General features: G+C 42.3%; 21 protein-coding genes and 1 tRNA gene. 5 read left to right on the top strand and 17 right to left on the bottom strand.

From position 1 onward, the window contains the following. Nucleotides 1–76: 76 nt before the first annotated feature. The 8 genes from ACVW2L_RS02590 to ACVW2L_RS02555 all read right to left on the bottom strand — a co-directional run bounded on the left by ACVW2L_RS02590 (nucleotide 77) and on the right by ACVW2L_RS02555 (nucleotide 6,159). Nucleotides 77–835 (bottom strand): SDR family oxidoreductase, encoded by a 759-nt coding sequence (locus tag ACVW2L_RS02590; protein ID WP_457126391.1) that lies wholly within the window; start codon nucleotides 833–835, stop codon nucleotides 77–79. Nucleotides 836–1,083: 248 nt separating this feature from the next. Next, nucleotides 1,084–1,545 carry an IS200/IS605 family transposase gene (gene tnpA, locus ACVW2L_RS02585; protein ID WP_457126390.1) on the bottom strand — a complete coding sequence of 154 codons (462 nt, stop codon included), beginning with the start codon at nucleotides 1,543–1,545 and terminating at the stop codon, nucleotides 1,084–1,086. A gap of 320 nt (nucleotides 1,546–1,865) precedes the next feature. Continuing rightward, nucleotides 1,866–2,597, bottom strand: a complete 732-nt coding sequence (porT, locus tag ACVW2L_RS02580) for a type IX secretion/gliding motility protein PorT/SprT (RefSeq protein ID WP_457126389.1) — start codon at nucleotides 2,595–2,597, stop codon at nucleotides 1,866–1,868. Next, nucleotides 2,594–3,325, bottom strand: a complete 732-nt coding sequence (gene ubiE, locus ACVW2L_RS02575; protein ID WP_457126388.1) for a bifunctional demethylmenaquinone methyltransferase/2-methoxy-6-polyprenyl-1,4-benzoquinol methylase UbiE — start codon at nucleotides 3,323–3,325, stop codon at nucleotides 2,594–2,596. The genes porT and ubiE overlap by 4 nt, the downstream gene beginning before the upstream one ends. Nucleotides 3,326–3,429: 104 nt before the next feature. Next, entirely contained in the window at nucleotides 3,430–3,921 is a 492-nt protein-coding gene (locus ACVW2L_RS02570) for a GNAT family N-acetyltransferase (protein WP_457126387.1), read from the bottom strand. Between the two features lie 264 nt (nucleotides 3,922–4,185). Continuing rightward, entirely contained in the window at nucleotides 4,186–5,094 is a 909-nt protein-coding gene (locus ACVW2L_RS02565) for an IS3 family transposase (RefSeq protein WP_457126386.1), read from the bottom strand. Then, nucleotides 5,091–5,414 carry a hypothetical protein gene (locus ACVW2L_RS02560; RefSeq protein WP_457126385.1) on the bottom strand — a complete coding sequence of 108 codons (324 nt, stop codon included), beginning with the start codon at nucleotides 5,412–5,414 and terminating at the stop codon, nucleotides 5,091–5,093. Before ACVW2L_RS02560 ends, ACVW2L_RS02565 begins: the two co-directional genes overlap by 4 nt. Nucleotides 5,415–5,670: 256 nt before the next feature. Beyond that, nucleotides 5,671–6,159 (bottom strand): VOC family protein, encoded by a 489-nt coding sequence (locus ACVW2L_RS02555; RefSeq protein ID WP_457126384.1) that lies wholly within the window; start codon nucleotides 6,157–6,159, stop codon nucleotides 5,671–5,673. 137 nt (nucleotides 6,160–6,296) lie between these two features. On the opposite strand from ACVW2L_RS02555, the gene yihA reads away from it, so the two are divergent. The 3 genes from yihA (at nucleotide 6,297) to ACVW2L_RS02540 (ending at nucleotide 7,821) form a co-directional block, all read left to right on the top strand. Then, nucleotides 6,297–6,920 carry a ribosome biogenesis GTP-binding protein YihA/YsxC gene (gene yihA, locus ACVW2L_RS02550; protein WP_457126383.1) on the top strand — a complete coding sequence of 208 codons (624 nt, stop codon included), beginning with the start codon at nucleotides 6,297–6,299 and terminating at the stop codon, nucleotides 6,918–6,920. A 112-nt stretch (nucleotides 6,921–7,032) separates the two neighbouring features. Continuing rightward, the gene (locus tag ACVW2L_RS02545; RefSeq protein ID WP_377098646.1) at nucleotides 7,033–7,224 is read left to right on the top strand and encodes a cold-shock protein; all 192 of its coding nucleotides are present in this window, start codon (nucleotides 7,033–7,035) and stop codon (nucleotides 7,222–7,224) included. Nucleotides 7,225–7,446: 222 nt separating this feature from the next. Then, nucleotides 7,447–7,821, top strand: coding sequence for a YtxH domain-containing protein (locus tag ACVW2L_RS02540; RefSeq protein WP_457126382.1), 375 nt, complete (start codon nucleotides 7,447–7,449; stop codon nucleotides 7,819–7,821). Between the two features lie 77 nt (nucleotides 7,822–7,898). On the opposite strand, the gene gap is transcribed toward ACVW2L_RS02540, so the two are convergent. The 3 genes from gap to pfkA are packed head-to-tail and all read right to left on the bottom strand — an operon-like array spanning nucleotide 7,899 to nucleotide 10,734. Beyond that, nucleotides 7,899–8,894 (bottom strand): type I glyceraldehyde-3-phosphate dehydrogenase, encoded by a 996-nt coding sequence (gap, locus tag ACVW2L_RS02535; protein WP_457126381.1) that lies wholly within the window; start codon nucleotides 8,892–8,894, stop codon nucleotides 7,899–7,901. Between the two features lie 4 nt (nucleotides 8,895–8,898). Beyond that, complete coding sequence (locus tag ACVW2L_RS02530) at nucleotides 8,899–9,747, bottom strand: hypothetical protein (protein ID WP_457126380.1); 849 nt, start codon at nucleotides 9,745–9,747, stop codon at nucleotides 8,899–8,901. Next, a complete protein-coding gene (gene pfkA, locus ACVW2L_RS02525) occupies nucleotides 9,748–10,734 on the bottom strand; it encodes a 6-phosphofructokinase (protein ID WP_457126379.1) in 987 nt (328 codons plus the stop codon). A 125-nt stretch (nucleotides 10,735–10,859) separates the two neighbouring features. On the opposite strand from pfkA, the gene ACVW2L_RS02520 reads away from it, so the two are divergent. Beyond that, entirely contained in the window at nucleotides 10,860–11,558 is a 699-nt protein-coding gene (locus ACVW2L_RS02520) for an NUDIX hydrolase (protein ID WP_457126378.1), read from the top strand. 90 nt (nucleotides 11,559–11,648) lie between these two features. Here ACVW2L_RS02520 and ACVW2L_RS02515 read toward each other — a convergent pair whose 3' ends face one another. Beyond that, nucleotides 11,649–12,503 carry an N-acetylglucosamine kinase gene (locus ACVW2L_RS02515; RefSeq protein ID WP_457126377.1) on the bottom strand — a complete coding sequence of 285 codons (855 nt, stop codon included), beginning with the start codon at nucleotides 12,501–12,503 and terminating at the stop codon, nucleotides 11,649–11,651. Between the two features lie 347 nt (nucleotides 12,504–12,850). Here ACVW2L_RS02515 and ACVW2L_RS02510 point away from each other — a divergent pair. After that, a tRNA-Arg gene (locus ACVW2L_RS02510) sits at nucleotides 12,851–12,927 on the top strand. Nucleotides 12,928–13,399: 472 nt separating this feature from the next. Here the strand turns inward: ACVW2L_RS02510 and ACVW2L_RS02505 are convergent. Genes ACVW2L_RS02505 through ACVW2L_RS02485 form a run of 5 tightly spaced genes read right to left on the bottom strand, consistent with a single transcriptional unit; the run spans nucleotide 13,400 to nucleotide 22,099 of the window. Next, nucleotides 13,400–16,186: a M16 family metallopeptidase gene (locus tag ACVW2L_RS02505; protein WP_457126376.1), complete on the bottom strand. Its 2,787-nt coding sequence runs from the start codon at nucleotides 16,184–16,186 to the stop codon at nucleotides 13,400–13,402. A gap of 7 nt (nucleotides 16,187–16,193) precedes the next feature. After that, nucleotides 16,194–17,564, bottom strand: a complete 1,371-nt coding sequence (locus ACVW2L_RS02500) for a MutS-related protein (RefSeq protein WP_457126375.1) — start codon at nucleotides 17,562–17,564, stop codon at nucleotides 16,194–16,196. Further along, the gene (locus ACVW2L_RS02495; protein WP_457126374.1) at nucleotides 17,542–18,837 is read right to left on the bottom strand and encodes a MutS-related protein; all 1,296 of its coding nucleotides are present in this window, start codon (nucleotides 18,835–18,837) and stop codon (nucleotides 17,542–17,544) included. The genes ACVW2L_RS02500 and ACVW2L_RS02495 overlap by 23 nt, the downstream gene beginning before the upstream one ends. Before the next feature lie 11 nt (nucleotides 18,838–18,848). Next, nucleotides 18,849–21,161, bottom strand: coding sequence for a Gldg family protein (locus ACVW2L_RS02490; RefSeq protein WP_457126373.1), 2,313 nt, complete (start codon nucleotides 21,159–21,161; stop codon nucleotides 18,849–18,851). Between the two features lie 11 nt (nucleotides 21,162–21,172). Then, complete coding sequence (locus tag ACVW2L_RS02485) at nucleotides 21,173–22,099, bottom strand: ABC transporter ATP-binding protein (RefSeq protein WP_457126372.1); 927 nt, start codon at nucleotides 22,097–22,099, stop codon at nucleotides 21,173–21,175. Nucleotides 22,100–22,114 lie beyond the last annotated feature (15 nt).

Here is a 22,114-nt window from a genome sequence, read left to right as displayed (position 1 = left end):
TTTCGAATTTCGCTATTATTTATTTGCACATCTGCACATTTACATATCTGCACATATACATATTCTGCACATCCTCTCATTTTCTAAAAATATTGGTAGCGCTTGCCTGGGCGGTGGGCATTACAACAATATCATTAATGTTAACATTTTTAGGCCTTGATGCTATAAACCAAATGGTTTCTGCTATGTCCTCTGCATTAAGCGGTTCAAAACCGTCGTACGTTTTCTTCGCGCGTTCTTTATCTCCTTTAAAACGCACTTCAGAGAATTCTGTTTCAACAGCACCCGGCTGAACGGTGCTAACCTTTATGCCATGCTGCACCAAATCAATCCGCATGCCTTTAGTTAAAGCATCAACCGCAAACTTGCTTGCGCAATAAACATTTCCGTTGGGATAAACCTCTTTGCCGGCAATAGAGCCGAGGTTGATAATATGCCCTGAACCATTTTTAATCATCCAGTTTGATACTACCTTGCTTACGTACAATAAACCTTTAACATTGGTATCTATCATGGTGTCCCAATCGTCAAAGCTACCATTTTGTATCGGGTCAAGACCCTGACTAAGCCCGGCATTGTTGATCAGCACATTAACCTTTTTCCATCTGGCGGGCAGTTTTTCCAAGTTCTCTACCACCTGGTCGCGGTCCCTAACATCAAAGTTTCCTATAGCAACTTCAACATTATATTTTTTATGGAGTTTAGCTGCCAACTTTTCCAAACGATCTAAACGGCGGCCGGTGAGGATCAGATCATATTTTTCGCGGGCAAACAAATTAGCACAGGCTTCGCCAATGCCAGCTGTTGCACCTGTAATTAATGCGATTTTTGCCATAAGTTTCAGTGTATGTGGCACGAAATTATGCTTTTTACGTAAGAATAAACAATTAAATAAGCGTAGCAAAGCAAGTCTTCTTATTCTCATTGCGAGGTATTCTCATTTAAGCATTGCTACATCAGAACATAATTGCAGCTTTCGGTGTTAATATTTCAAGTACTGTCGTGTAAAATTTGTTCCAACGGAACATCTGGTTGGTAGACGCATATACGCCTTTGGTTAGCGTTCCATAGGAACGCCTGGTGCTATTCCGGTTCGTTAAAGATGTATTGTTCATCCCACTCAATTTCAAATCGTGTCAAAAACCTTCTGTACTCATCCAAAAATGTTTCTTTCTGATGATGTTTCTCTTGATTTTTAATGTAAGTAACTACATCACGGACCTGGCTCTTAGCGTAAGAAAACGCTCCATAGCCCTCTTGCCATGCAAATGGTGAAGAACACAGCTTTTGAGCTTTAATCCATTTACTACTTTCTGTCTTTACATTTTGAACGAGCGACGAAATAGACTGATGTGGTCTAATTCCAATAAATATATGGATATGATCGGGCATGCTATTTATTTGAAGCATCTTATGTTTATTTTCCTGAAAAATACCAGTTATATATTGGTGCAACCTTTCCTTCCAATCCGCGCTTATAAGGGCGCCTCTGTACTTAACCGCGAAAACAAATTGAATATGAATTTGAGTATAGCTATTAGCCATATTATTAAAATTATTATTTACAAGGCGTCTACCACCAATCGTTCCTATGGAACGAAAATAATGAAAACTATTTTTCTACCAACCAATTGTTCCGCTGGAACAAACTTGCAGCATTCGGATAGTAAATAGTGGCATTTTAAAATAGAAATCAGTAGCAAAGTTTACTCGTAATGCAGACTAAACACAATTGTGTCTATCATCAATCATTCATACGGTAAAAAACAAGAAACTGTTTTCTACCAACCAATTGTTCCGCTGGAACAAATTGCGACTTTCGGATGGTAGAACGTAACATTCAAAATAGAAATCGGTAGCAAATTTTACTCAAAATGCAAACTAAACATAATGGTATGTAAACCCAAACTGTTAATAGGAGCAGAAAATGCGTTATTCTCGCGCAGCAACAGATTGCCAAACGAGTTGGAGATCTTTATTTCGGGCGATAGTTTAAAAAATTCAAAATAAATATCCATGCCTACGCCTACTTCGTATGATCCATATCCGTTTATCGTTTTCAATAATTTTGCAGAAGGTGCCGCATTATCATCTGAGTTTTCTTTATTGCCAAGCGCTTTTGAATATTTTATTCCGCCTAATAAATAGGCACGGTAATCGCCAAGTCGGTTTGATTTTAATTTTAATTGTAAGGGCAGATCAACCAGCGTAGCGCGAATAGATTTTGTTTGATCCTGCTCTGGTGTTACGTATTGGTACTTAACGCCCCGGTCGGCAAAAATAAGACCTGGCATTAATCGCACTTCAAGGTGGTCGTTAATACTATAGCGGCCCAAAAAACCAACCGCAAATCCCGGCGAGTTGTCTGACGTAATGTTGGTAAGCTCGTCTGTGACCTTAGTTCCGCCTGCGTCAAAATAAGGTTGCCGCCATTCGGGCTTTCTGTCAATTTTATAATAGCTGCTCACGTAGCTAAAACTAAAACCGGCGCTAAAATCCTTCTGATCGGCCCCTCCTCCCCATACCGGTACAGACTGCGCCAGTAAACCCTGGCAGCACATCAGTAAACCTATAAGGATAAGGTACCTGTTTATCATTTAACGCCTGTATAAATTGAACAGATACCAAACGCTAAAGGCATGCTTTTGGTATTTTTAAAGCCCGCGGCTTTCATTATCGTGGTGAACTTTTCGCCATCGGGAAAAGCAGCTACCGACTCGGGCAGGTAAGTGTATGCCCTCGAATCTTTTGAAAACAGTTTGCCGATGCCCGGCGTGATATAATTAAAATAGAAATGATACAGTTGCTTTACAGGGAAACCTTTAGGTTTTGAAAACTCAAGCACTACGGCTTTCCCTCCAGGTTTAAGCACGCGGTTAATATCAGACAGGCCTTGTTGCAGGTTCTCGAAATTGCGCACGCCATACGCCACGGTAACAGCGTCAAATTCGTTATCGCCAAAGGGTAGCTTTTCCGAATCGCCTAACTTTACTTCAAATTTATCGCTTAATCCACGTTTTTCTATTTTTTGCTTCGCGATGTCAAGCATGCCCTCAGAGATATCAACCCCTATAATTTTTTTTGGATTTAGGATGGATAAAGCCTCAAAGGCAAAATCGCCGGTACCGGTAGCTACATCTAAAATAAGCTGTGGCTTGTCGTTTTTAAGTTCATTAATTGCTTTTTTTCGCCAGATGATATCAATCCCTAACGACATGAAATGGTTCAGAAAATCGTAAGTTTTTGAAATGTTATTAAACATATCGGCCACCTGCTCTTTCTTGGTGCCCTGCTGATCCTGGTACGGGGTAACGGTTTTGCTCATTGGGGGCAAAGATAGTGATTGGTGGTTAGAGATTGGTTATGGAAGATTGGTTGTTAAAGATTGGATATTGAACATTACAAAACCAATCTTCAATTAACTAATCTTTAATAACTAATCTTTAATCGATAGAACATCGTATCGACTGCCACACGCTGGAAATACGAAGGAAACTCATTAATATCCGTTAAAACAAAGCCATTACGCTCGTAAAAGCGATGGGCTGCTTTCAAAACTGCCGATGTGCCGAGGTAAATATCTGTCATTTGCTTTTTAGCTGCTTCTTGTATCAATGTATCTAAAAGCCGTTGCGCAATGCCGGTGCCCCGGTGTCCATCCTTTACAAACATCTTGCGGATAGTACCTGCGTTATGCCTAATATTGATCAGCGCTATGGTGCCAACAAGCTCCTCGCCATTAAAGGCACCCCAGAAATTGCCGCCGCCTGCATGGTAATTTGCCTCAATATCCAACAGGTCGGGCTGGTCGCGCACAGTGATAGGGATATTAAACTCCTTTTGCTGAATATGGGTTATCAGCTCAACTATTTGGTCTGTGTAGTTATTGAAAATAGGTTGTATGGTGTAATTATCAATCATTGGTATGATTTGTTTTGGTTTTACGATGTCAATTTAGGTTTGTATCGTCCTGAAAAAAGTTTACACTTTTAATGATTAATCCTGTGATAAGTTTACACTTTAATTTTAGTCCTGTTATAGGTTTACACTTTTCTAAATATAAAGAATAAACTATTGTTGTTTGCTTGTTGTGTGGGAATGTGGGAAACTCCTTCAGTTTTCCATATTTCCACATGTTTTTCGTTTTTTGCTTCTTTTTTCTTTTTACTGTCTCCTTTCTTTTGTTTAAAACTGTAGTACCCGATTTCTGCAGGGTCTGTTAACCCAACTCTTCCATTTACGTTGGATCGGGCCGGTTTGCCCATGTGCCTGGTCAGGGGTCATCATATCAATGCTGCTATGCAGCCTCACGCTGTTATAAATCTCAACAGCTGTTACTGCCGACTCCCGGGCGCTTGTAAGGTGGGGATATACTTCCTTAAGTAACTCCAGCTTTAGTATTCCGTTTACTCTTTCTGCAATGGCATTATCCCTGGGATCACCGCTTTGGGTCATGCTGATAGCGATAGCGGCTTGATTTAACAAACCGATATAGTTTTCACAACAGTATTGTGAACCACGGTCTGAATGATGGATCAACAGTTCATTACCCGTCCTTTCTTTAAGCGCCATTTCCAGAGCCGCCACAGGCCCCTGAACTGATAGGTCCTTATTCATGTGGTAACCCACGATCTTACGACTGTAAGCATCTGTAACCAAACTCAGATAAGCGAATATGCTCTTTTTCAGTCGTATATAGGTAATGTCACTCACCCATAATTCTTCTGAACGGCTTAATACGATACCCTTTATCAGGTCGGGGTATTTCTTCATCCAGTGATTCGAGTCCGTTGTCCGGGGCTTACTGTGCCTACGCTTTCTGTTTAACAAACCGTTTTCACGCAGCAGGTCAAACACCCGATCTCTGCCCCTGACGATATGATGATCTGCCATAAATGGCTCCATCATCGCATACAACTTTCGTCCTCCAAGTTTCGGTTGAAGCAGGCGGTGAGCAAGCACCTGAGCGATTATCAGGTCGTCCTCCAGTACACTTTTTCCTAATGCTTTTTGATATTGATAATACGCCTGTGGCGAATGACCAAGCAGTCTGTAAAGCTCACGAAGTCCCCGTGAGCAGCTTTGCATTTTCATTTGGACCGCCTGGTGCCATGCTTTTTTCGCAGGTCTATACCCAGCTCCTTACTGGATATATCGATCATCAGATCCTGTAACTCAATCTTCAGACGAGCTTTTCGAAGCTCCTCACGGAGCGTCTTAACATCATCCGGTAAGGTTGTGTCTTCTACTGAAATGGCTTTAATTGCTGCCGGCTTCTTTTCTTTCTTTTGCTTTGACATCACCATCCGGTGGATTTGCGCACGGGATATTCCGTACTTTTTCTCTAAAGCTCGGTAATTTAATCCCAATAAATTACGATCCATAAGTATCGATTCTGCTGTTCTTTCGTCCATCTTTGTTTACTTAATGTGTAAACCTATTTCAGGACGAGACAGTTTGATGAGTGGGACAAAATATTAAGTTTTTGCAAAACGTCTGTTTATCAATCACTTAACACAATTTTACAGCAAATCTCCCTGACTAATAAGTAGTCTCACTTTGTCCCACTCAAAAAATGCAAAATACTTACTTACAATATCTTATCAAAAAAGGCGTCCCGCGGTGTCTCATTTTTTCTAGCAACGGCGCGGGACAGCATGAGGCAAAGCATCACTCCGCCAGCGCCAGTAAACCGTGCATATCCAGCTGACGGGTGTACATATCCAGTTCGCCATCCTCATTGCGTGGCCATTCCGTTTTGGGCCGGTCCCAGTACAGTTCAACGCCGTTCTTGTCGGGGTCATCCAGGTATATCGCTTCAGATACGCCGTGATCAGCAGCGCCGGTTACCGAATACTTAGCTTTCATTAAGCGCTTTACTATCTGCGCCAGGTCCTTACGCTCGGGGTAAAGAATAGCGGTATGGAACAAGCCCGGCGCATGAAGCGGCGCCGGCCCGGCACCCTTGCTCTGCCATGTATTTAACCCAATATGGTGATGATACCCGCCTGCTGATATAAACGCGGCATCAGTGCCATAGGTTTGTATCAACTCAAAACCCAGCAACCCACAATAAAAATCAAGCGAGCGTTGCAGGTTGCTTACTTTTAGGTGTACATGCCCGATGCGTGTGGCCGCGGGTATTTTATAATCCGTCATTTGTGCTATTATTTATACAAGTATAATTAACGGATGTATAAACGGCCAATTGACAATCATAACATTACAATGGGGTTATAAAGCGTGGCAGGGCAGTGTTCGGTGGTCGCTAAGTAACTAATCACTATCTTTGCCACATGTTAATTAAAACTGCCGAGTTTATTTGCAGCAATACGCAGATCTCAAAATTACCGCCGCCTGTAATGCCGGAGTACGCTTTTATAGGCCGCTCCAACGTGGGCAAGTCCTCGCTTATTAATATGCTTGCGGCTAAGAAAGGCATGGCAAAAACGTCGCAAACGCCTGGTAAAACACAGCTTATCAACCATTTTCTAATCAACGATAATTGGTATATTGTTGACTTACCGGGCTATGGCTACGCCCGTGTATCTAAAGACAGAAAAGAAGACTGGAACAAGTTTATCCGCACTTACCTTGATAAACGCGAAAGCCTTCAATGCGTTATGGTGCTGATAGATAGCCGGCTTGAGCCACAGAAAATAGATATCGAATTCTGTAACTGGCTCGGCGAAAAAGGTTTATCCTTTGTACTGGTTTTCACCAAGGCTGATAAACAGTCTGCTGTTAAAACTGATCAGAATATAGCCAAGTTTAAAAAGGCAATGATGGCCACTTTTGAAGAGGTGCCACCCTACTTTGTAACATCATCAGAAACGCACGATGGGCGCGATAAGGTGCTTGCCTTTATTGCTGATACCAACCGGCATTTTGTAGTACCCCCACAACCAACTTTCGACTAAAAGAAGTGCTCCTGCGTACCGATTACTAAAGACATCACACAGTAAAATATAAAGTGGACTTGTTTTTATAAGTTAAATTGTGCTACCTTGCGCACTTTAAAATAAAATTATAATGCAACAAGGAACAGTAAAATTTTTCAATGAAACAAAAGGATTTGGTTTTATCACACCTAACGGTGGTGGTGCAGATGTATTTGTTCATTCAACAGGTCTTATCGATGAAGTTCGTGAAAACGATAAAGTGGAGTTTGAAGTAGAGAACGGCAGAAAAGGCTTAAATGCGGTAAATGTAAAGGTTATTTAATTATAATAATACAATTAAACGTATCACATCCGCCCCAAAAAGGCGGATGTTTTTTTTGCACTTAATTTTCCTACACTTCACATCAGCAAGGCATTTATAGACACTTTTAGCAAAAGTGTAGGTTTTTATAAAATTTTTGCTGCTATACCACGCTAAACAGTAAGCATTCAGGCTTGGCATCGTTGTTGTATCAGTGTATATAACTACAAAACGAAAAACATTATGAAAGATCAATCAAGAGTTATAGCAGCACTATTAATTGGCGCTGCAGCAGGTGCTGTATTGGGATTGTTATTTGCACCCGATAGCGGAGAAGGAACCAGAGGTTCAATTGGGAACTTAGCAACCGATTTGGCTGATAAGGCTCGCAATAAAGCTAATGAGTTAAAAGATTACGGCAATAATACTGTTGACAGAGTAAAATCTAAATTTAATAGCGCGGCAGATGACCTGTACAATTACAGAGACGGTGTTGAAAGTGACGTGCGCGACCGGGCTAATAACATCGCAGGTGATGTGAGAGACCATGTTGACAATGCAAAATCGAGAGTGAAAAGCGCCGCCGACAATGTAAACGATTCTATACAACAAGCATAAGGCTCCAACCGGCAAACAAAAAAAGCGATGGGTTTACACTCATCGCTTTTTTGTTATAATGCCCCGGAGGATTTATATTACAATTTACCTAACTCCTGAACCAAATCAATCAGTTTGTTAGAGTAACCCCATTCGTTATCATACCATGATACAACTTTTACAAAGTTGTTATTCAATGCGATGCCCGCTTTAGCATCAAATATTGATGTGCGCGCATCGCCTTTGAAATCTTCTGATACTACTTCGTCTTCAGTATAACCTAAAATGCCTTTCAAGTCGCCTTCTGAAGCTTCTTTCATAGCGGATTTTATATCTTCGTAAGTGGCTGGTGTTTTAAGACGCACAACCAAGTCAACTACTGATACGTCAGCAACCGGAACACGGAATGACATACCTGTCAATTTACCTTTCAACTCAGGAAGCACCAAGCCTACTGCTTTAGCTGCACCTGTTGATGAAGGGATAATGTTTTGGTAAGCGCCGCGGCCACCTCTCCAGTCTTTTGCAGATGGCCCGTCAACTGTTTTCTGGGTAGCAGTAACGGCGTGGATTGTGCTCATTAAACCTTCTTCAATACCAAATTTGTCATTTAATACCTTTGCAATTGGAGCAAGACAGTTGGTAGTACATGATGCATTTGATACGATATGCTGATCAGCTTTTAATTGCTTGTGGTTAACGCCCATAACAAAAGTTGGGGTATCATCCTTTGCCGGTGCGCTCATTACTACTTTTTTAGCGCCAGCATCAATATGTTTTTGAGCGGTTTCTTGTGTTAAGAATAAACCGGTTGATTCTATTATCACTTCAGCACCAACTTCGCTCCATTTAAGGTTAGCCGGGTCTTTTTCAGCAGTTACACGTATAGTTTTACCGTTTACAACCAAATGGCCACCTTCAACAGCAATAGTGCCTTTAAACTGCCCGTGAGTTGAATCGTATTTTAACATATAAGCCATATAGTCAGGCTCAACAAGGTCATTTATACCAACAACTTCAACGTCGGGCCTTTCAATAGCAGCTCTGAAAGCCAGGCGTCCAATCCGGCCGAAACCGTTAATTCCTATTTTCATGATTTTAATTTTTATTTGAATAATACGTTAACAAATTATTTATTGGCTCTTTTATTATACTGGTTATCTGTAACCCTGCCAACGCGGCCTCATCACGCAAATGATCCTGAAAAGTGAAGGCTACCGAGCCTTCAAAATGCAGTGGTGCCTGCGGATGCTGCTTGTGCAAAGGTAACAAGTATGTATTTATAAGTTTATTAAACCCGGTTTTTATTACATTAACAAGATATTGATCATGCTGATGCTCTAAAAAGAACTCAGCAAATGAGCTTAGATATATTGCAGGCTGTTTTTGGCGATAAACTTTTTCTAACAGATTATTGCGGTCGGCATCGTACTTTATGGTGAACTTTTTCCTTAAATTTTCCGGAAGTGTTTCGTTCATAAAACCTTTTATCAATTGCCTGCCCAGCCAGTTGCCCGATCCCTCATCGGCCAAAATATAACCTAAGCCATAATTATTGGGTTTCACTTTTTTTCCGTCAAACCAGGCGGCGTTTGAACCGCTCCCGCAGATGCCTATAATCCCCGGTGAATTACGACAGCAGGCAATAGCCGCACCATCCACATCGTGCGCAACAGAAACCTTAGCAAATTTAAAGAACGATGAAAGCGCCGTGCTTACAATAGTTTTCAACTCATCAGCAGAAGAACCTGCGCCAAAAAAATAAACGCGTTTTACTTCTTCGGCGTGATGTATAAGTTTAATATTCTTATTGAGCAAATTTAAAATCTGCGTTTCGTCCATAAAATAAGGGTTGATGCCGCTGGTTTTAAAAGAAGCAAAAGTTCTTCCTTTATCAGCCAGCCGCCAGTCGGCATGATATGATCCGCTGTATACAACCGCTATCATTTATATTGATAAAATATCAACCATTTGCAACAAGTCGTCCTCCAACTTAAACTGGTGTCCGGTAAGGGCCTCAAAAAGCGGTGTCGTTTTTATAACATTTGCCTCAAGTCCCACCATCTCCTGAGTATGTCCGGCTAACAAGGCATTAACTGCTGCATACCCCAGGCGACTGCCTAAAACGCGGTCAAAACTACTGGGCGATCCACCCCTTTGCAGGTGGCCCAACACAGTAACTTTAATATCGTAATTAGTGATCTGTTGTTTTACTTTTTTAGCCAGATCATAAATGTTACCGCTTTTATCGCCTTCGGCAACAATTACTATACTTGATGATTTTTTATTGACCTCGCCTTTTTTTAGCAAATCAATCAATTCATCTATAGCTGTAGATTTTTCGGGAAGTAAAATGCCCTCGGCCCCACAGGCTATACCTGCCCGCAGCGCTATAGCGCCCGAGTCGCGACCCATTACTTCAATAAAAAAAAGGCGGTCGTGAGAATCGGCAGTATCACGAATTTTATCTATCGCTTCAATAACTGTATTTGTAGCGGTATCAAAACCCAGCGTATAGGTTGACCCATACAAATCATTGTCAATAGTGCCGGGTATACCCATCACTTTTATGTCCGCATATTCCTGCGAAAATTTAAGCGCTCCGGTAAAAGTACCGTCTCCGCCTATCACAACAAGCGCATCTATATCCTGTTGCTTTAAATTGTTATAGGCTGTTACGCGCCCCTCCGGAGTGCGGAATTCATCACAACGTGCAGTTTTTAAAATGGTACCACCAAGGTTAAGAATATTGCTTACAGAACGGGTTTCCATGCTGTACATATCGTTCTCTATCAGGCCTTTATAACCCTGCCTTATACCCACAACACTTATGCCATTGTAAATAGCTGTACGCACTACAGCCCTGATGCAGGGGTTCATTCCCGGAGCATCGCCACCGGAAGTAAGCACGCCAAGTTTTGAAATTTTTTGCATCGTTTTACTTAGGAATAATTTGCACGAATATAAGGTGTGATTGTTACACCATTAAATTTATTTTTATTTATTTTTGGTACCACAAATTAAGGCCCTTATATTAATAACTTTAAATATTTACCAGTTTGGAAGATAATACTCCCCCCTTTAATTCGATATTTTCTATTGACTGCCTGGTGTTTGGTTACGAAGCCGGCGAATTGAAAATATTATTGATTGAAAGAAGTGAAGAACCTTTTAAAGATTGGTATGCACTACCGGGTTATATAGTAAAACAGGAGGAGAGTCTTGACGATGCTGCTGAACGTATTGTATATGAGTTAACGGGCCTGCGCGAGCTGCCCATGAAACAGTTTCATACCTTTGGCGATGTTGACAGGCACCCTAAAGGTCGGGTAATTACAGTTGGTTATTACGCCCTTATCCGTATAAACGGACAAAAGGAATTACGATCAATCAGTTCAATGGCGCGTAAAGCATTCTGGCACCCGGTAAAGACCTTGCCCAAGCTGGCTTTTGACCATAGCGACATCTTCCATACAGGCTTTGCAAAAATACGGAGGCGCTTAACGCACCAACCTATAGCGTTTGATCTGCTGCCCGAAAAATTTACGCTCACCCAGTTACAGGGGCTTTATGAAGCTATGCTGGATAAAAAGTTGGATAAGCGAAACTTTCGCAAAAAAATGCTGAGCTACGGATATCTGAAGGAGCTGGTTGAAAAACAAAGAGGCGTTTCTTACCGGGCCGCTAAGTTGTATAAGTTTGACAGAAGAAAGTATGCCAAGATATTTCAGAACGAAATAGGGCCATCTGCGCAATAGGCGATAGTTATACAGATGCAAGAATCAAGAGCCAAGAATTAAGACTTATTATTATCTGCGTTGTCTGCTCTTGTTTCCTGGCTCCTGCTTCTAATTTTTAGCTTCCAAATGAAACTTCACCAGGCTATCTATAGGCGAGCGAATAATATTGCCTACCTGCATGCCATTTTCTGTTGCAACCTCCTCTAATATATTGCGGAAGTTATACGCTACGGAGCCAATACAGTTAAAAGTATGCTGTTGATAATTGGGATAACGCGTTACCAGGTTTTTAAAAAAATCCTGAAATGATGTTTTTACCAACCCGTGTGAATAGCCCAAATTAACGTTCATGTTATCATAAACAAATTTGCTGAAGCCGGCGCAAAAACGGCTTACCAAAGGTTTAGTATATACCTGCTCGTTAACATCATCGCGGGTTAGCTCATAAGTGTCCCAAAAATTTTGCTTAATGGCTTCGGGCATATATCCGCGCAAATAGTCTGTCAGTAGTTTTTTACCTATATAACAGCCACTGCCCTCATCGCCCAAAATATAGGCGCCAGAGTCAATGTTCACTGTGATCTTTGCACCATCGTATAAACAGGTGTTAGTGCCGGTACCCAAAATAGCTGCAAAACCCGCTTGCCTGCCCAACAAGGCCCGGGCAGCTGCCATCAGATCGTGGTCGATATTAACCTCCGAATGAGTAAAAACAGCACTAAGGGCCGTTTTAACGTGAGCGCGTTTCTCATCTGTTGAGCAACCCGCGCCATAATAGTTTACTTCGGAGATTTTATCAAGCTGCAGATCGGCAGGTAAATTATGTTTAAGAGAATTAATAATATAGTCAATACTTGCAAAATACGGATTGTACCCCTCTGTATTAAAATACGCTTTACTACCCTCGTCATTAATTAAACACCAGTTAGTTTTGGTTGAGCCGCCGTCAGCAATAATTATCATACCTCTTAAATATTATATGTGCTAAAAATATAGTTTTCCGGCGTAAAATTCTATTTATAGTTTAAAAAGGCCCTTTTTCTCGCACGTTTTTAAAAGAGATAATCGCTTTTATTGCCGATTGTAAAGCCTTTTCCTACGGAAAGGCATTATTCGTTTAACCCCTCGGAGTATTAGGGTATTGTACGTGGCCTTAGCAATAGCAGTGCACGGGTCGGCGTATTTAATTTTGATGTTAAATAAGCACCGATTACGCCCTTGTATTCGGTTGAAATAAAATTTTCAATTCAAAATTGCCCTTTTGCTACAAAATAAGCATCTTTGCACCGCACCGGGGTATCGGTGGCGATGGTCCCATAGCTCAGCTGGATAGAGCAACAGATTTCTAATCTGTCGGTCTCAGGTTCGAATCCTGATGGGATCACCAGGACCTCAAAAAATGGTCAACGGTTTAAAAGTCTAAAGGCGCATGAAAATGCGCCTTTTCTGATTAAATGCAGTTTAAATGCAGTATGCGCCAATCCGCAAAAAAAACAAACAAATCATTCCAGACCAAGCTAAATGGTGCCCTGTCGCAATTGGGCATTAGTTAATTATATTTAGGGCGCCAGTTCGGCAATCGCAAAGTGGGCCCTACTCCTGTTTAACTATTAATGTTCTTTTTGATCGGTATTCAGCGCGTCGGTAAATCCGATACAATTCTGCGGTTCCTCCAGTGAAATTTGATACGGATTCGCGTCTCGTTAAAATACAGCTGACCTAGTCAAATCCAAGGTCATTGACCTCTTAAATCGGTATCGTTTTTTAAAAAAGCGCCTGCTTCTTCACGCAGGCGCCCTCATAACTAAAATTAACTATTACCGAAAGAACAAATGAAGTATTTTAAATGCTTTTAATTGCTATTTGGCCGTTTCAGGGAGCAACACCATTCTTATATAATTTTCACCACTCACGTATTTGGTTGCCATTTGTTTCACGTCTTCAACCGTAATTCTTCCGACCTCTTCGCTGTAATGATCAACCACACCGAGCGGTTCGTTATTTTGGATCTGACTAACGATAAAGCTGTGCCAAAAATTGTTAGACTTAAGCTGCAGTTCGACGCTACGTTGCGTTTCGGCTTTAAACTTATCCAGATTTGTCTGCAGAGGGCCGGTTGTTCTTATTTTGCTGATCTCGTCAAGCGTAGAAGCTATCAGTTTCCCTACATTTTTAGGCGCGCAACCAAATGAAATCGTTAAGTAGAGAAGTGCTTGCGGGTATTTGCTGGATGTGGCGCGCACGCTTGGCGAATAAACACCTCCCTCATCTTCCCTCAGGCGCTCGATGAGCCTGATTTGCAGGGTCTCTTTCAAAGCGTCGAGCTTGAGTCGGTTAGTAAAACTGTAATCGAACGGCCCGGATAAAGTGAGTATTACATTGGCTTTATCTTCGGTACCTTTATAAACTGTCTTGGTAATTTTTCCCGCAGGAGTAGTAATGCCAAGATCTTTTGCCTGCTCATTTTTATGTAGAGCGGGTAAACTGCCTATATATTTGGCAAGCAATGGCTTTATTGCTACAGTATCTATACTTCCGGTAAACACGAAAGTGAAGCCTGAAGCATCTGCAAAACGCTCTTTATAAATATTGTACGCTTTATCAAGATCAATACGGTCCATGTCTTCGGCGGTTTGGGGGGCGCGGCGTACATCATAATTAGTTAATACAGCATTTACGGTATCGTTAAATACCTGTGCAGGATCATTCTGCCGGTTATCAAGCCCAGCTTTTGACCGCGCTATAATATTTTTAAACATGGCGGTATCCTTGCGTGGCTGAGTAATATATGCGTACATCAAACGCAATGCATCCTCCAGGTCCTTCACATTACTTGCGCCATTTATAGTCTGAAGACGTTCGCTGATAGCCGGGCGAACGCTAAATTGCTTGCCCGACAAATATTTTGACAAATCTGCGTCATTATAATTGCCGGCACCAAAGGCCGGTACAATATTAGCCGCATCTGCCGTGCGAAAGTTGGCATTGCTATACAACGAAGTACCACCGGCAGATAAACCGCTAAACAATATCTGGTCGTTCTTAAAATTGGTTGGTTTTAATAAAACTTTAACGCCATTACTTAAGGTAATGGTTGTAATGTTCAAACCTATATTATATTGACTTTTTATAATCTTGCCGGCTACTGGCGCTTTAGTTAAAAGATCCAGCTTGCTGGCACCGTCATTATACGCTGTTATATTTTCATTTTCAACAGCTTTCATCCACCCCAAAAATACATTTTCAGCTGGCAGAGCAGCCTTATCCTTTTCAGGAGCGGTTATCAGTATGTCACGATCTGTGGCTTTTATCACTTGTTTAACATAGGCGTTCATGTCGTTGGCGCTCAAGGTGGCCAATACATCTTTTAACACCTTAAACTCTATTTCAACACCTGGCGATGCCGTACCGCGTAAAAAATATTGCACATATTCTGCTACGTAATTGTCAGACGGAGTTTTGCTTTTTTCTTTTAACGCTGCTTCCATTTGATTGAAATAAGCACCTTTTGCCCGCTCCACTTCTGTTGTCGTAAATCCATGCTGCTTTGCCTGCTCGCTCACGCGCCAGGCACTTTTAAAACCGGCTTCTAATTCCCCGGTTTTGGCCGTTACTGACAGCGAATAATTATCCAGTCCCCCTAAAAACTCTCCCATTCCGGCTCCTGCTGAAAGAAACGGGGGGGCGGGCTGGCGTTGAAGATCAGCATAACGTTCACTTATCATGAAATTTACCAGCTGGCGCACGGTAAATTCCCGGTAATTGGCTGCGGTGTGCAATTCCAATCTCGGCTGTTTAATGTTTACTTCCACGCTGGTATGCGTAACCTCCGGGTCCGTAACCACCATAAACTGATCCTTCCCTGTTAGTGGAACAGTAAATAGCGGTCTTGCCCGCTCCTTTTCAGGATTTTTAAGGTCACTGAATTTGGCCTTTATATCCTTCTCCATCAGATCAAGGTCAACATCCCCTACTACGATCAGCGCCTGCAGGTCGGGCCTGTACCAATCCTGATAAAAGCGTTTGATCGCTTCGGGTTTAAAGTTGGTCAGCACTTCTTCCGTACCTATTGGCAGGCGGTTCGCGTATATTGATTTGTTAAGCAATAATGGTAGGTATTGGTTTTGCATACGTTCTGACGCGCCTTTTTTAAGGCGTTTTTCTTCAAGTACTACGCCGCGTTCTCTATCTATTTCCGTCGCATCAAGCGTTGCATCCTGAGCCCAATCCCGCATGATCTGCAAGCCATGTTGTACAATCTCAGGCTTGTCAGAGGGAATGGGCAACTGGTAAATGGTTTCATCGAAGCTGGTGGTAGCGTTCAGGTCGGCGCCAAATCGCACACCTGTTTTTTGCAGATAATCTACCAGCTCATTCTTGGGGAAATTTTTAGTGCCGTTAAAATTCATGTGCTCCAAAAAATGCGCCAGTCCCCTCTGGTCGTCATCTTCCAACACTGAGCCAACCTTATTGGCCAGATAAAAAACCACCCTGTTGGCAGGTTCTTCATTGTGACGGATGTAATAGGTAAAGCCATTAGGCAATTTTCCGGTGCGCACCGCAGGGTCAAAGGGTAATGTTTGCGCATGGCTGATGTAGTTCAGTCCTAATATTAGGGCTGAAAAAAAGATCTTTTTTAAGTTCATTATCGTTTTAAGATTGATTTTGTGTTATGCCCATCAGTGACAGGATATTTTCATTTCTAATGATCATCATTCCCTGGCGGTCTTCCGTAATGCCCCGCTCCAGTAGATAAGTATAGCGCGGGACTACACCTTCCATTACAGTAGGCATGTATGCAAATTGAATATTCGGGTGCTTTTCCAATGCCTCGCCTACTTCTATGATATGGGTGGATACGATAAACAAACATTTATTGTATTCCGCGAACGCTTCTGTTACGGCTAAGGTTCCATCATAAGCATCCTTAACATTGGTTCCTTTAAACAGTTCGTCAAATATCAAGAGCAGCCGTTTCCCCGTTGCAGTAGCTTCTGCCGCTTGTTTAACCCTTAATACTTCCGCATAAAAATGGCTATATCCTGCACCGATGTTGTCTCCTACATTGATACTTGAATAAATGCCATCTCGTACGGAAAACTCCATCGATTTAGCCGCAATTGGAAAGCCGATGTGTGCGAGGTACAGGTTGATGGCAATGGATTTCATCCAGGTAGACTTTCCGGCCATGTTCGCACCCGTCAAAAAAATAACATTTGAACCGCTTCTCATCTCTATATTATTTCCAACTGCACCGTTAATAACCGGATGACGAAGGTCGGTAGCCCTGAGAATATTGATTTCTTTTGGATAAGCCTTTGCATAGGCGAACTCTTTTGCCCTGGCCACTTTGCCTACTGCTATATTAACATCCACTTCGCAAATAAAATAGAGTAAAGCCGCTACCTGATCGCTGAGGGTATACCTTATCAAATAATCGTATACCGCAATGGTTTTAGGCGAGATAGCGCGATAAATGTCTGTGTCTATTAGTTTGGCCAAATCTTCATTTTTGAAGATCTGCATTAGCTGCTCAACCCGGCGCTTATAAAAATCGGGGATGGTCTCAGTGCCATTTATTATCACCAATAGGGCATAACATTTCTTTAATGTGGCGATCGCTGCCTGTAAGCCGAGTATCAATTGCTTAAATTGTTCATCCCGGGTTATCCTGGATGTGATCAATTTGAACAGCACACTTACATAATTTCCAAGATGTGTACTTGTAACTACACCGTCAACGTAATCGTACATCATACTTAATTGTTCCGGATCAAACGGAAAGGTGATATTCGCTTCGCCAAAAAACTCAAATACTGCCGACCTTTCATTGATCACCTCTTCCTCAAGGAGTGGATTTCTAAAAAGTTCATCTAAAAGTCGTTCGCCGCCGCTGCTTTTTACCTGTTTGAAAAGGAAGAATACAGAGCCGGGGCTGAACTTACCCAGTAAATTCAATTCATCTAAGGACTGTTTATCGATGCTGAATTCCGTAATTATATCATTCGCCATTTTTCTTTCCATTTTTTAAGGTTTCCAAAATACCCTCATTCCGTATGATGATCATTCCGTGGCGGTCATCCGTTACACCGCGCTGTAAAGTATAGGTGTACTGCGGCGTGGTTCCATTCATGATCGTTGGGAGGTAATAAAAGCAGATATTATTTTCCGAACTTAGTTGATCCGTGGCTTCAACAATGTGTGATGATATAATAAACCTGCTTGTTTTCATTTTGGCAAATGCGCTGGTCACCTCTACTGTCCCTTCGTGCGCGTCCTTAACATTAGTGCCTCTGAACAACTCATCAAATACAACAAATAATGATTTGCCCGCGCCTAACTGCGTGGCGATCTTTTTTACCCTCAAAACCTCCGCATAAAAATGGCTGGCCCCGATGCCTAAATTATCCGGGAGGTTTATGGTGGTGTATATGCCGTCCATTACAGAAAATTCCATGCGTTTGGCAGCAACAGGAAACCCTATGTGCGCAATGTATAGCGCAGTACTTACTGACCTTAAAAAGGTGCTCTTACCCGCCATATTAGCTCCCGTTAAAAATACCACGCTTTCATTGCTGTTCATCAATAGGCTGTTGGGCACAGCATGCTTAAGCTCGGGATGATATACCCCCTCAATCGCGAGAATACCCGAATCTTTTGGAAGCGCAAAAGGGAATACAAGATTGTGTTTGCGCGCGACGTCAGCAACGGAAATATAGACATCAATCAGGTAGATGAACTGCAGCACTTTGGCTAATTTTTCTTTTTCGCGCAGGCGGAACAAGGCATCATAAGCTGTCGCAGCAGAAAACGAGAGTTTTGTTTTGGGCTGCTCGCTAAATACCGGCGCCAGTGCAACTTCGTTTAACAGTGCTGATAGCCCGGCTAGTTCCTCCTCCATAAGTTTAACTCGGTTCAAATCGCTGTTCCCGACGAATTTTCGCAGAACATGGAACAACTCGATCACCGCACTAACACTTTCACTTATCTCTTTCTCGCCCAATTCCGGCTTTTTTGCATCGCCAATTTCATTTGCGTGTGACAGGTATTTTTCCACCTTGTCCAATAGCCAGCTCTCAAAGGGAAAACGAATCTCAAGCTCGTTAAAGGCTGATATAATACCCGCCCTGTTCTGTATGGCCTCCCGATTGGACGAAGGGCTGCGGAACATCTTTTCCAACAACAACTCACCGCCTCTGGTGAACGTACGGTTATATAGTTCGTAGATCCCTTTCTGCTGCTGCCTGGAAAATAGCCGAAGATCTTCAATGGTTTGTTCGTCTGTTTGTAGTTGCATTTTATTCTTGATTAACGTCGTTTTCTGCGCAGCCAGATAATAATGAAAACAGCAGCCAGAATGCCGGGGATGATGAATTTATACAAGTAATTTAAAAAAGGCGCGTCCGCTTTTCTTACGCGTATATCATTATCGATGGGATCCGGCCGCCGGTCATCAACGGGCACTTTTCCGTCAGATAACCAGAAAAAAACACCGGGGGCAATCTTACGGTTAGCATACTTTGCATCCGAAATAAGTCCACTGCTCAACCAATCGGCATCACCAAAAATTACTATCTTCTGCTTTTTTTGACCGAGGGTACGGGTTAGCGCAAGTCCGGTCAACATAGGTCCGGCTGCATCACCTTCTTCAGGATTATATTTCGGTACGTCATCTATAAAATTTTTCGTTTTTAATTCATTCCAGGAGCCAACAGAATCAACCAATTTAAGATCACTCAAAGAATCTGTTACCAACATAGGCGTGTATTTGAAATCGCCGGTAGGCTTATAAGATATTGCTACCGTGCCAGGCATCATGATCCACCAATCTTGAGCCGAAAAATGATAGGACATTTCGCTGCCCTCTTTTGTAAACGATGAGGTGATTGCATCCATTTGACGTTTAACGTTATGTTCTACAACTTGCCCCGGAAGAAAAGAGACGCCAAAACGAGCCACGAGTGGGTTCATAGCGTCCTGTCTGTTCAGGTCGCCGGCAATTAATAAGTTGCCGCCGCGATCAACATAACTATTCAGATTTTTGATCTCTTCAGTGGTGTAGGGCGTACTGGCATCAGCAATGACCAAAATTTCAATGTCTGTAGGAACAGGGGATGATAAGTTACATTCTTGTACATCCATGCCATTATTGATCAGGGAAATGCGCGATCTTTTTTCGCTGGCTAAAATTGAATAGCTACGATCACCAATATCTTTCAAGGTTCTTTCCTGATGCCCTGTAACAAAACCCGCCTTCGGCAAGTGCATAACCAGCCTTTTAAAAGCTGCGGTCATCTGCGCCTCTCCAGGAAATTTATCCCCATCATAATAGGTCCTTAATAGGGATGATTTTCCTTCCTCAGTCTCGATCTTGGCTACATAGCTATTTTGTTCTGCAACAAGATCTATTTCTTTGCGGAAATCTGTACCAGGCCTGAAAATGCTTTTATCCACTTCATAGGTATTCGCAACTTTCTCTATGGTCTGATCTAAGGTGAGCCCTTTGAACCTTGATTTGTGTATGTTCAGGAAATAAGGGTTTGTTTGAATCCCATAATAGTATTTGTACTGGTATTTGATATTCGGGTAGAAGTAATTATACCTGTCATATCGAAGCATGTCCAGCATCTGTGTAGATGGTGAAACGAAATTACCCCATTCAAAAAGGTTAACATAAGTGGTAATCTTGACCTTGCCTTTAAGTTGTGCCATAACTTTTTGACTTTCCTTGGTCAGAGTATGTACTTTTGCTTCTGTAGCATCATAAAACTTCATCAGGGCAGGTCTGGTACATATAAAACCTATTACAGCTACAATAGCAAAGCTTCCTGCGTATCGCCATATGGATATTGCTCTGCTGGTTTTTTCTCTCACACCTTTTAACCTGAATACTGTAAAGGCAATAAACAATGCCGGAATAAGGATTAGGTAAATCATATCTATGCTAAGAATAAGACCACTTAACATAGAGCTTACCCTCGCCCCGATGCTCATCCAGAAAGTAACGTCGCGCACGAAATCGATATCCTGCCATAACCTGTCAATAAAGCTCAGCCCGGAAAGAACGGCGAGCGTGCCGATGGCAGCGCCAATTTGATAGGATGTTAAAGAAGACATGAACAAACCTATTGCTGAATACGTACACATCATCAGGTATATCCCCAACAATCCGGTTAATACGGTAGGGTAATCAAAGTTTTCAATATTGATAACCGCGAATAGTACCTCGGGAACGATCAACATGACCATCAGCAAGTTGAAGATCATCATGCTTAAAAACTTACCCGATACAATTTGCAAGTTGGTTACCGGCGAAGAGTAGAGTAAATTGATGGAACCCGACGAAAATTCATGGCTTAGCAGCCCCATAGTGACAAGGGGAATATACAAGTACAAGGTACTGGCAAGCCCTGGAATTAATCCACCATTAGGGTCCGCAAAGAGGTTGTAAGTAATGTTCTCAATAGGAAAGCCCAGTTCTTTCGAATTGATATAGTAGTTAACGCCCAACATAAAAAGCACGGCGGTATGCAAGGCAAAGGCAATTAGAATAAGCCAGGCGATGGGAGAATAGAACATTTTCTGTAGTTCTATTCTGGCAACATCTATTATAGATTTCATAATTTTATTTTCTATGCATTTTTATTTGACAATTCCGAAAACACATCATTCAGGGAAGTTTTCTCCGGATGAATGGTTTCCAATCTCCAATTCCTCGTCACACACTCCAGGATAAATTGTTCGGCTATACGGCCGCTTCCGGCTATCTTCAACCTGTATTCGCCACCCCCCAATGCTTCTGCTCCCGTAACGCCCTCTATTTGCATGATGTGCTCTGCCGGTGGTGCTGCAAGCAGTCGCACAAAGAGGGTATCCGGTTTCAGATAATCGTCGAATTCCTGGGTCTTGCCCGAAAAAACCAGTTTACCCCGGTCAATCATCAGGATGTGATCACAGATAGCATTCACCTCGGTAAGAATATGAGTGGAAAATATAACCGCCCGCTCTTTTGCTATATCTCTAACCAACTTGCGCACCTCAATGATCTGATTGGGGTCAAGGCCGTTTGTTGGTTCGTCCAAAATAATAACGGCGGGTTTATGTATAATAGCCTGCGCTATGCCTACCCTTTGCTGGTACCCGCCGGAAAGGTTACGAATTAGCCTTTTCTCAAAATGAGCAATGGAAACCTTCTCCATCACCTCATTCACTGCCGATCTCACTTCATTTGCTGGAATCTTGCGCAACCGGGCGCAATTACTCAGGTATTCCTGCACGGTAGTGTCGGGATGTAAGGGTGCATGTTGAGGTAGAAACCCGATCAGTTTTTTGGCAGCAATCGGATCGCTGCTTAAACTAATGCCGTTAACAAGCACCTCTCCCTCTGTTTGTTTCAATACACCACTTATAATGTTCATGGTGGTTGACTTTCCGGCACCGTTTGATCCGAGCAGGCCGTAAACTCCGGTCTTGGGCAGATCGAAACTAATGCCCCTTATAGCCCATTGCGTATTGTAGCGATGAGAGAGATCTCTCACGCTAATTAATGATTTGTCCATAAATGTGAATGTCTT

The sequence above is a fragment of the Mucilaginibacter sp. HD30 genome, from assembly GCF_054061755.1.
This window is presented reverse-complemented; position numbering and strand designations above follow the sequence as displayed.

Excerpts from the sequence above, each read along its gene's own strand:
- ACVW2L_RS02590 (WP_457126391.1), bottom strand. The coding sequence starts at position 835 with ATGGCAAAAATCGCATTAATTACAGGTGCAACAGCTGGCATTGGCGAA.
- tnpA (WP_457126390.1), bottom strand. The coding sequence starts at position 1,545 with ATGGCTAATAGCTATACTCAAATTCATATTCAATTTGTTTTCGCGGTT.
- porT (WP_457126389.1), bottom strand. The coding sequence starts at position 2,597 with ATGATAAACAGGTACCTTATCCTTATAGGTTTACTGATGTGCTGCCAG.
- ubiE (WP_457126388.1), bottom strand. The coding sequence starts at position 3,325 with ATGAGCAAAACCGTTACCCCGTACCAGGATCAGCAGGGCACCAAGAAA.
- ACVW2L_RS02570 (WP_457126387.1), bottom strand. The coding sequence starts at position 3,921 with ATGATTGATAATTACACCATACAACCTATTTTCAATAACTACACAGAC.
- ACVW2L_RS02565 (WP_457126386.1), bottom strand. The coding sequence starts at position 5,094 with ATGAAAATGCAAAGCTGCTCACGGGGACTTCGTGAGCTTTACAGACTG.
- ACVW2L_RS02560 (WP_457126385.1), bottom strand. The coding sequence starts at position 5,414 with ATGGACGAAAGAACAGCAGAATCGATACTTATGGATCGTAATTTATTG.
- ACVW2L_RS02555 (WP_457126384.1), bottom strand. The coding sequence starts at position 6,159 with ATGACGGATTATAAAATACCCGCGGCCACACGCATCGGGCATGTACAC.
- yihA (WP_457126383.1), top strand. The coding sequence starts at position 6,297 with ATGTTAATTAAAACTGCCGAGTTTATTTGCAGCAATACGCAGATCTCA.
- ACVW2L_RS02545 (WP_377098646.1), top strand. The coding sequence starts at position 7,033 with ATGCAACAAGGAACAGTAAAATTTTTCAATGAAACAAAAGGATTTGGT.
- ACVW2L_RS02540 (WP_457126382.1), top strand. The coding sequence starts at position 7,447 with ATGAAAGATCAATCAAGAGTTATAGCAGCACTATTAATTGGCGCTGCA.
- gap (WP_457126381.1), bottom strand. The coding sequence starts at position 8,894 with ATGAAAATAGGAATTAACGGTTTCGGCCGGATTGGACGCCTGGCTTTC.
- ACVW2L_RS02530 (WP_457126380.1), bottom strand. The coding sequence starts at position 9,747 with ATGATAGCGGTTGTATACAGCGGATCATATCATGCCGACTGGCGGCTG.
- pfkA (WP_457126379.1), bottom strand. The coding sequence starts at position 10,734 with ATGCAAAAAATTTCAAAACTTGGCGTGCTTACTTCCGGTGGCGATGCT.
- ACVW2L_RS02515 (WP_457126377.1), bottom strand. The coding sequence starts at position 12,503 with ATGATAATTATTGCTGACGGCGGCTCAACCAAAACTAACTGGTGTTTA.
- ACVW2L_RS02505 (WP_457126376.1), bottom strand. The coding sequence starts at position 16,186 with ATGAACTTAAAAAAGATCTTTTTTTCAGCCCTAATATTAGGACTGAAC.
- ACVW2L_RS02500 (WP_457126375.1), bottom strand. The coding sequence starts at position 17,564 with ATGGAAAGAAAAATGGCGAATGATATAATTACGGAATTCAGCATCGAT.
- ACVW2L_RS02495 (WP_457126374.1), bottom strand. The coding sequence starts at position 18,837 with ATGCAACTACAAACAGACGAACAAACCATTGAAGATCTTCGGCTATTT.
- ACVW2L_RS02490 (WP_457126373.1), bottom strand. The coding sequence starts at position 21,161 with ATGAAATCTATAATAGATGTTGCCAGAATAGAACTACAGAAAATGTTC.
- ACVW2L_RS02485 (WP_457126372.1), bottom strand. The coding sequence starts at position 22,099 with ATGGACAAATCATTAATTAGCGTGAGAGATCTCTCTCATCGCTACAAT.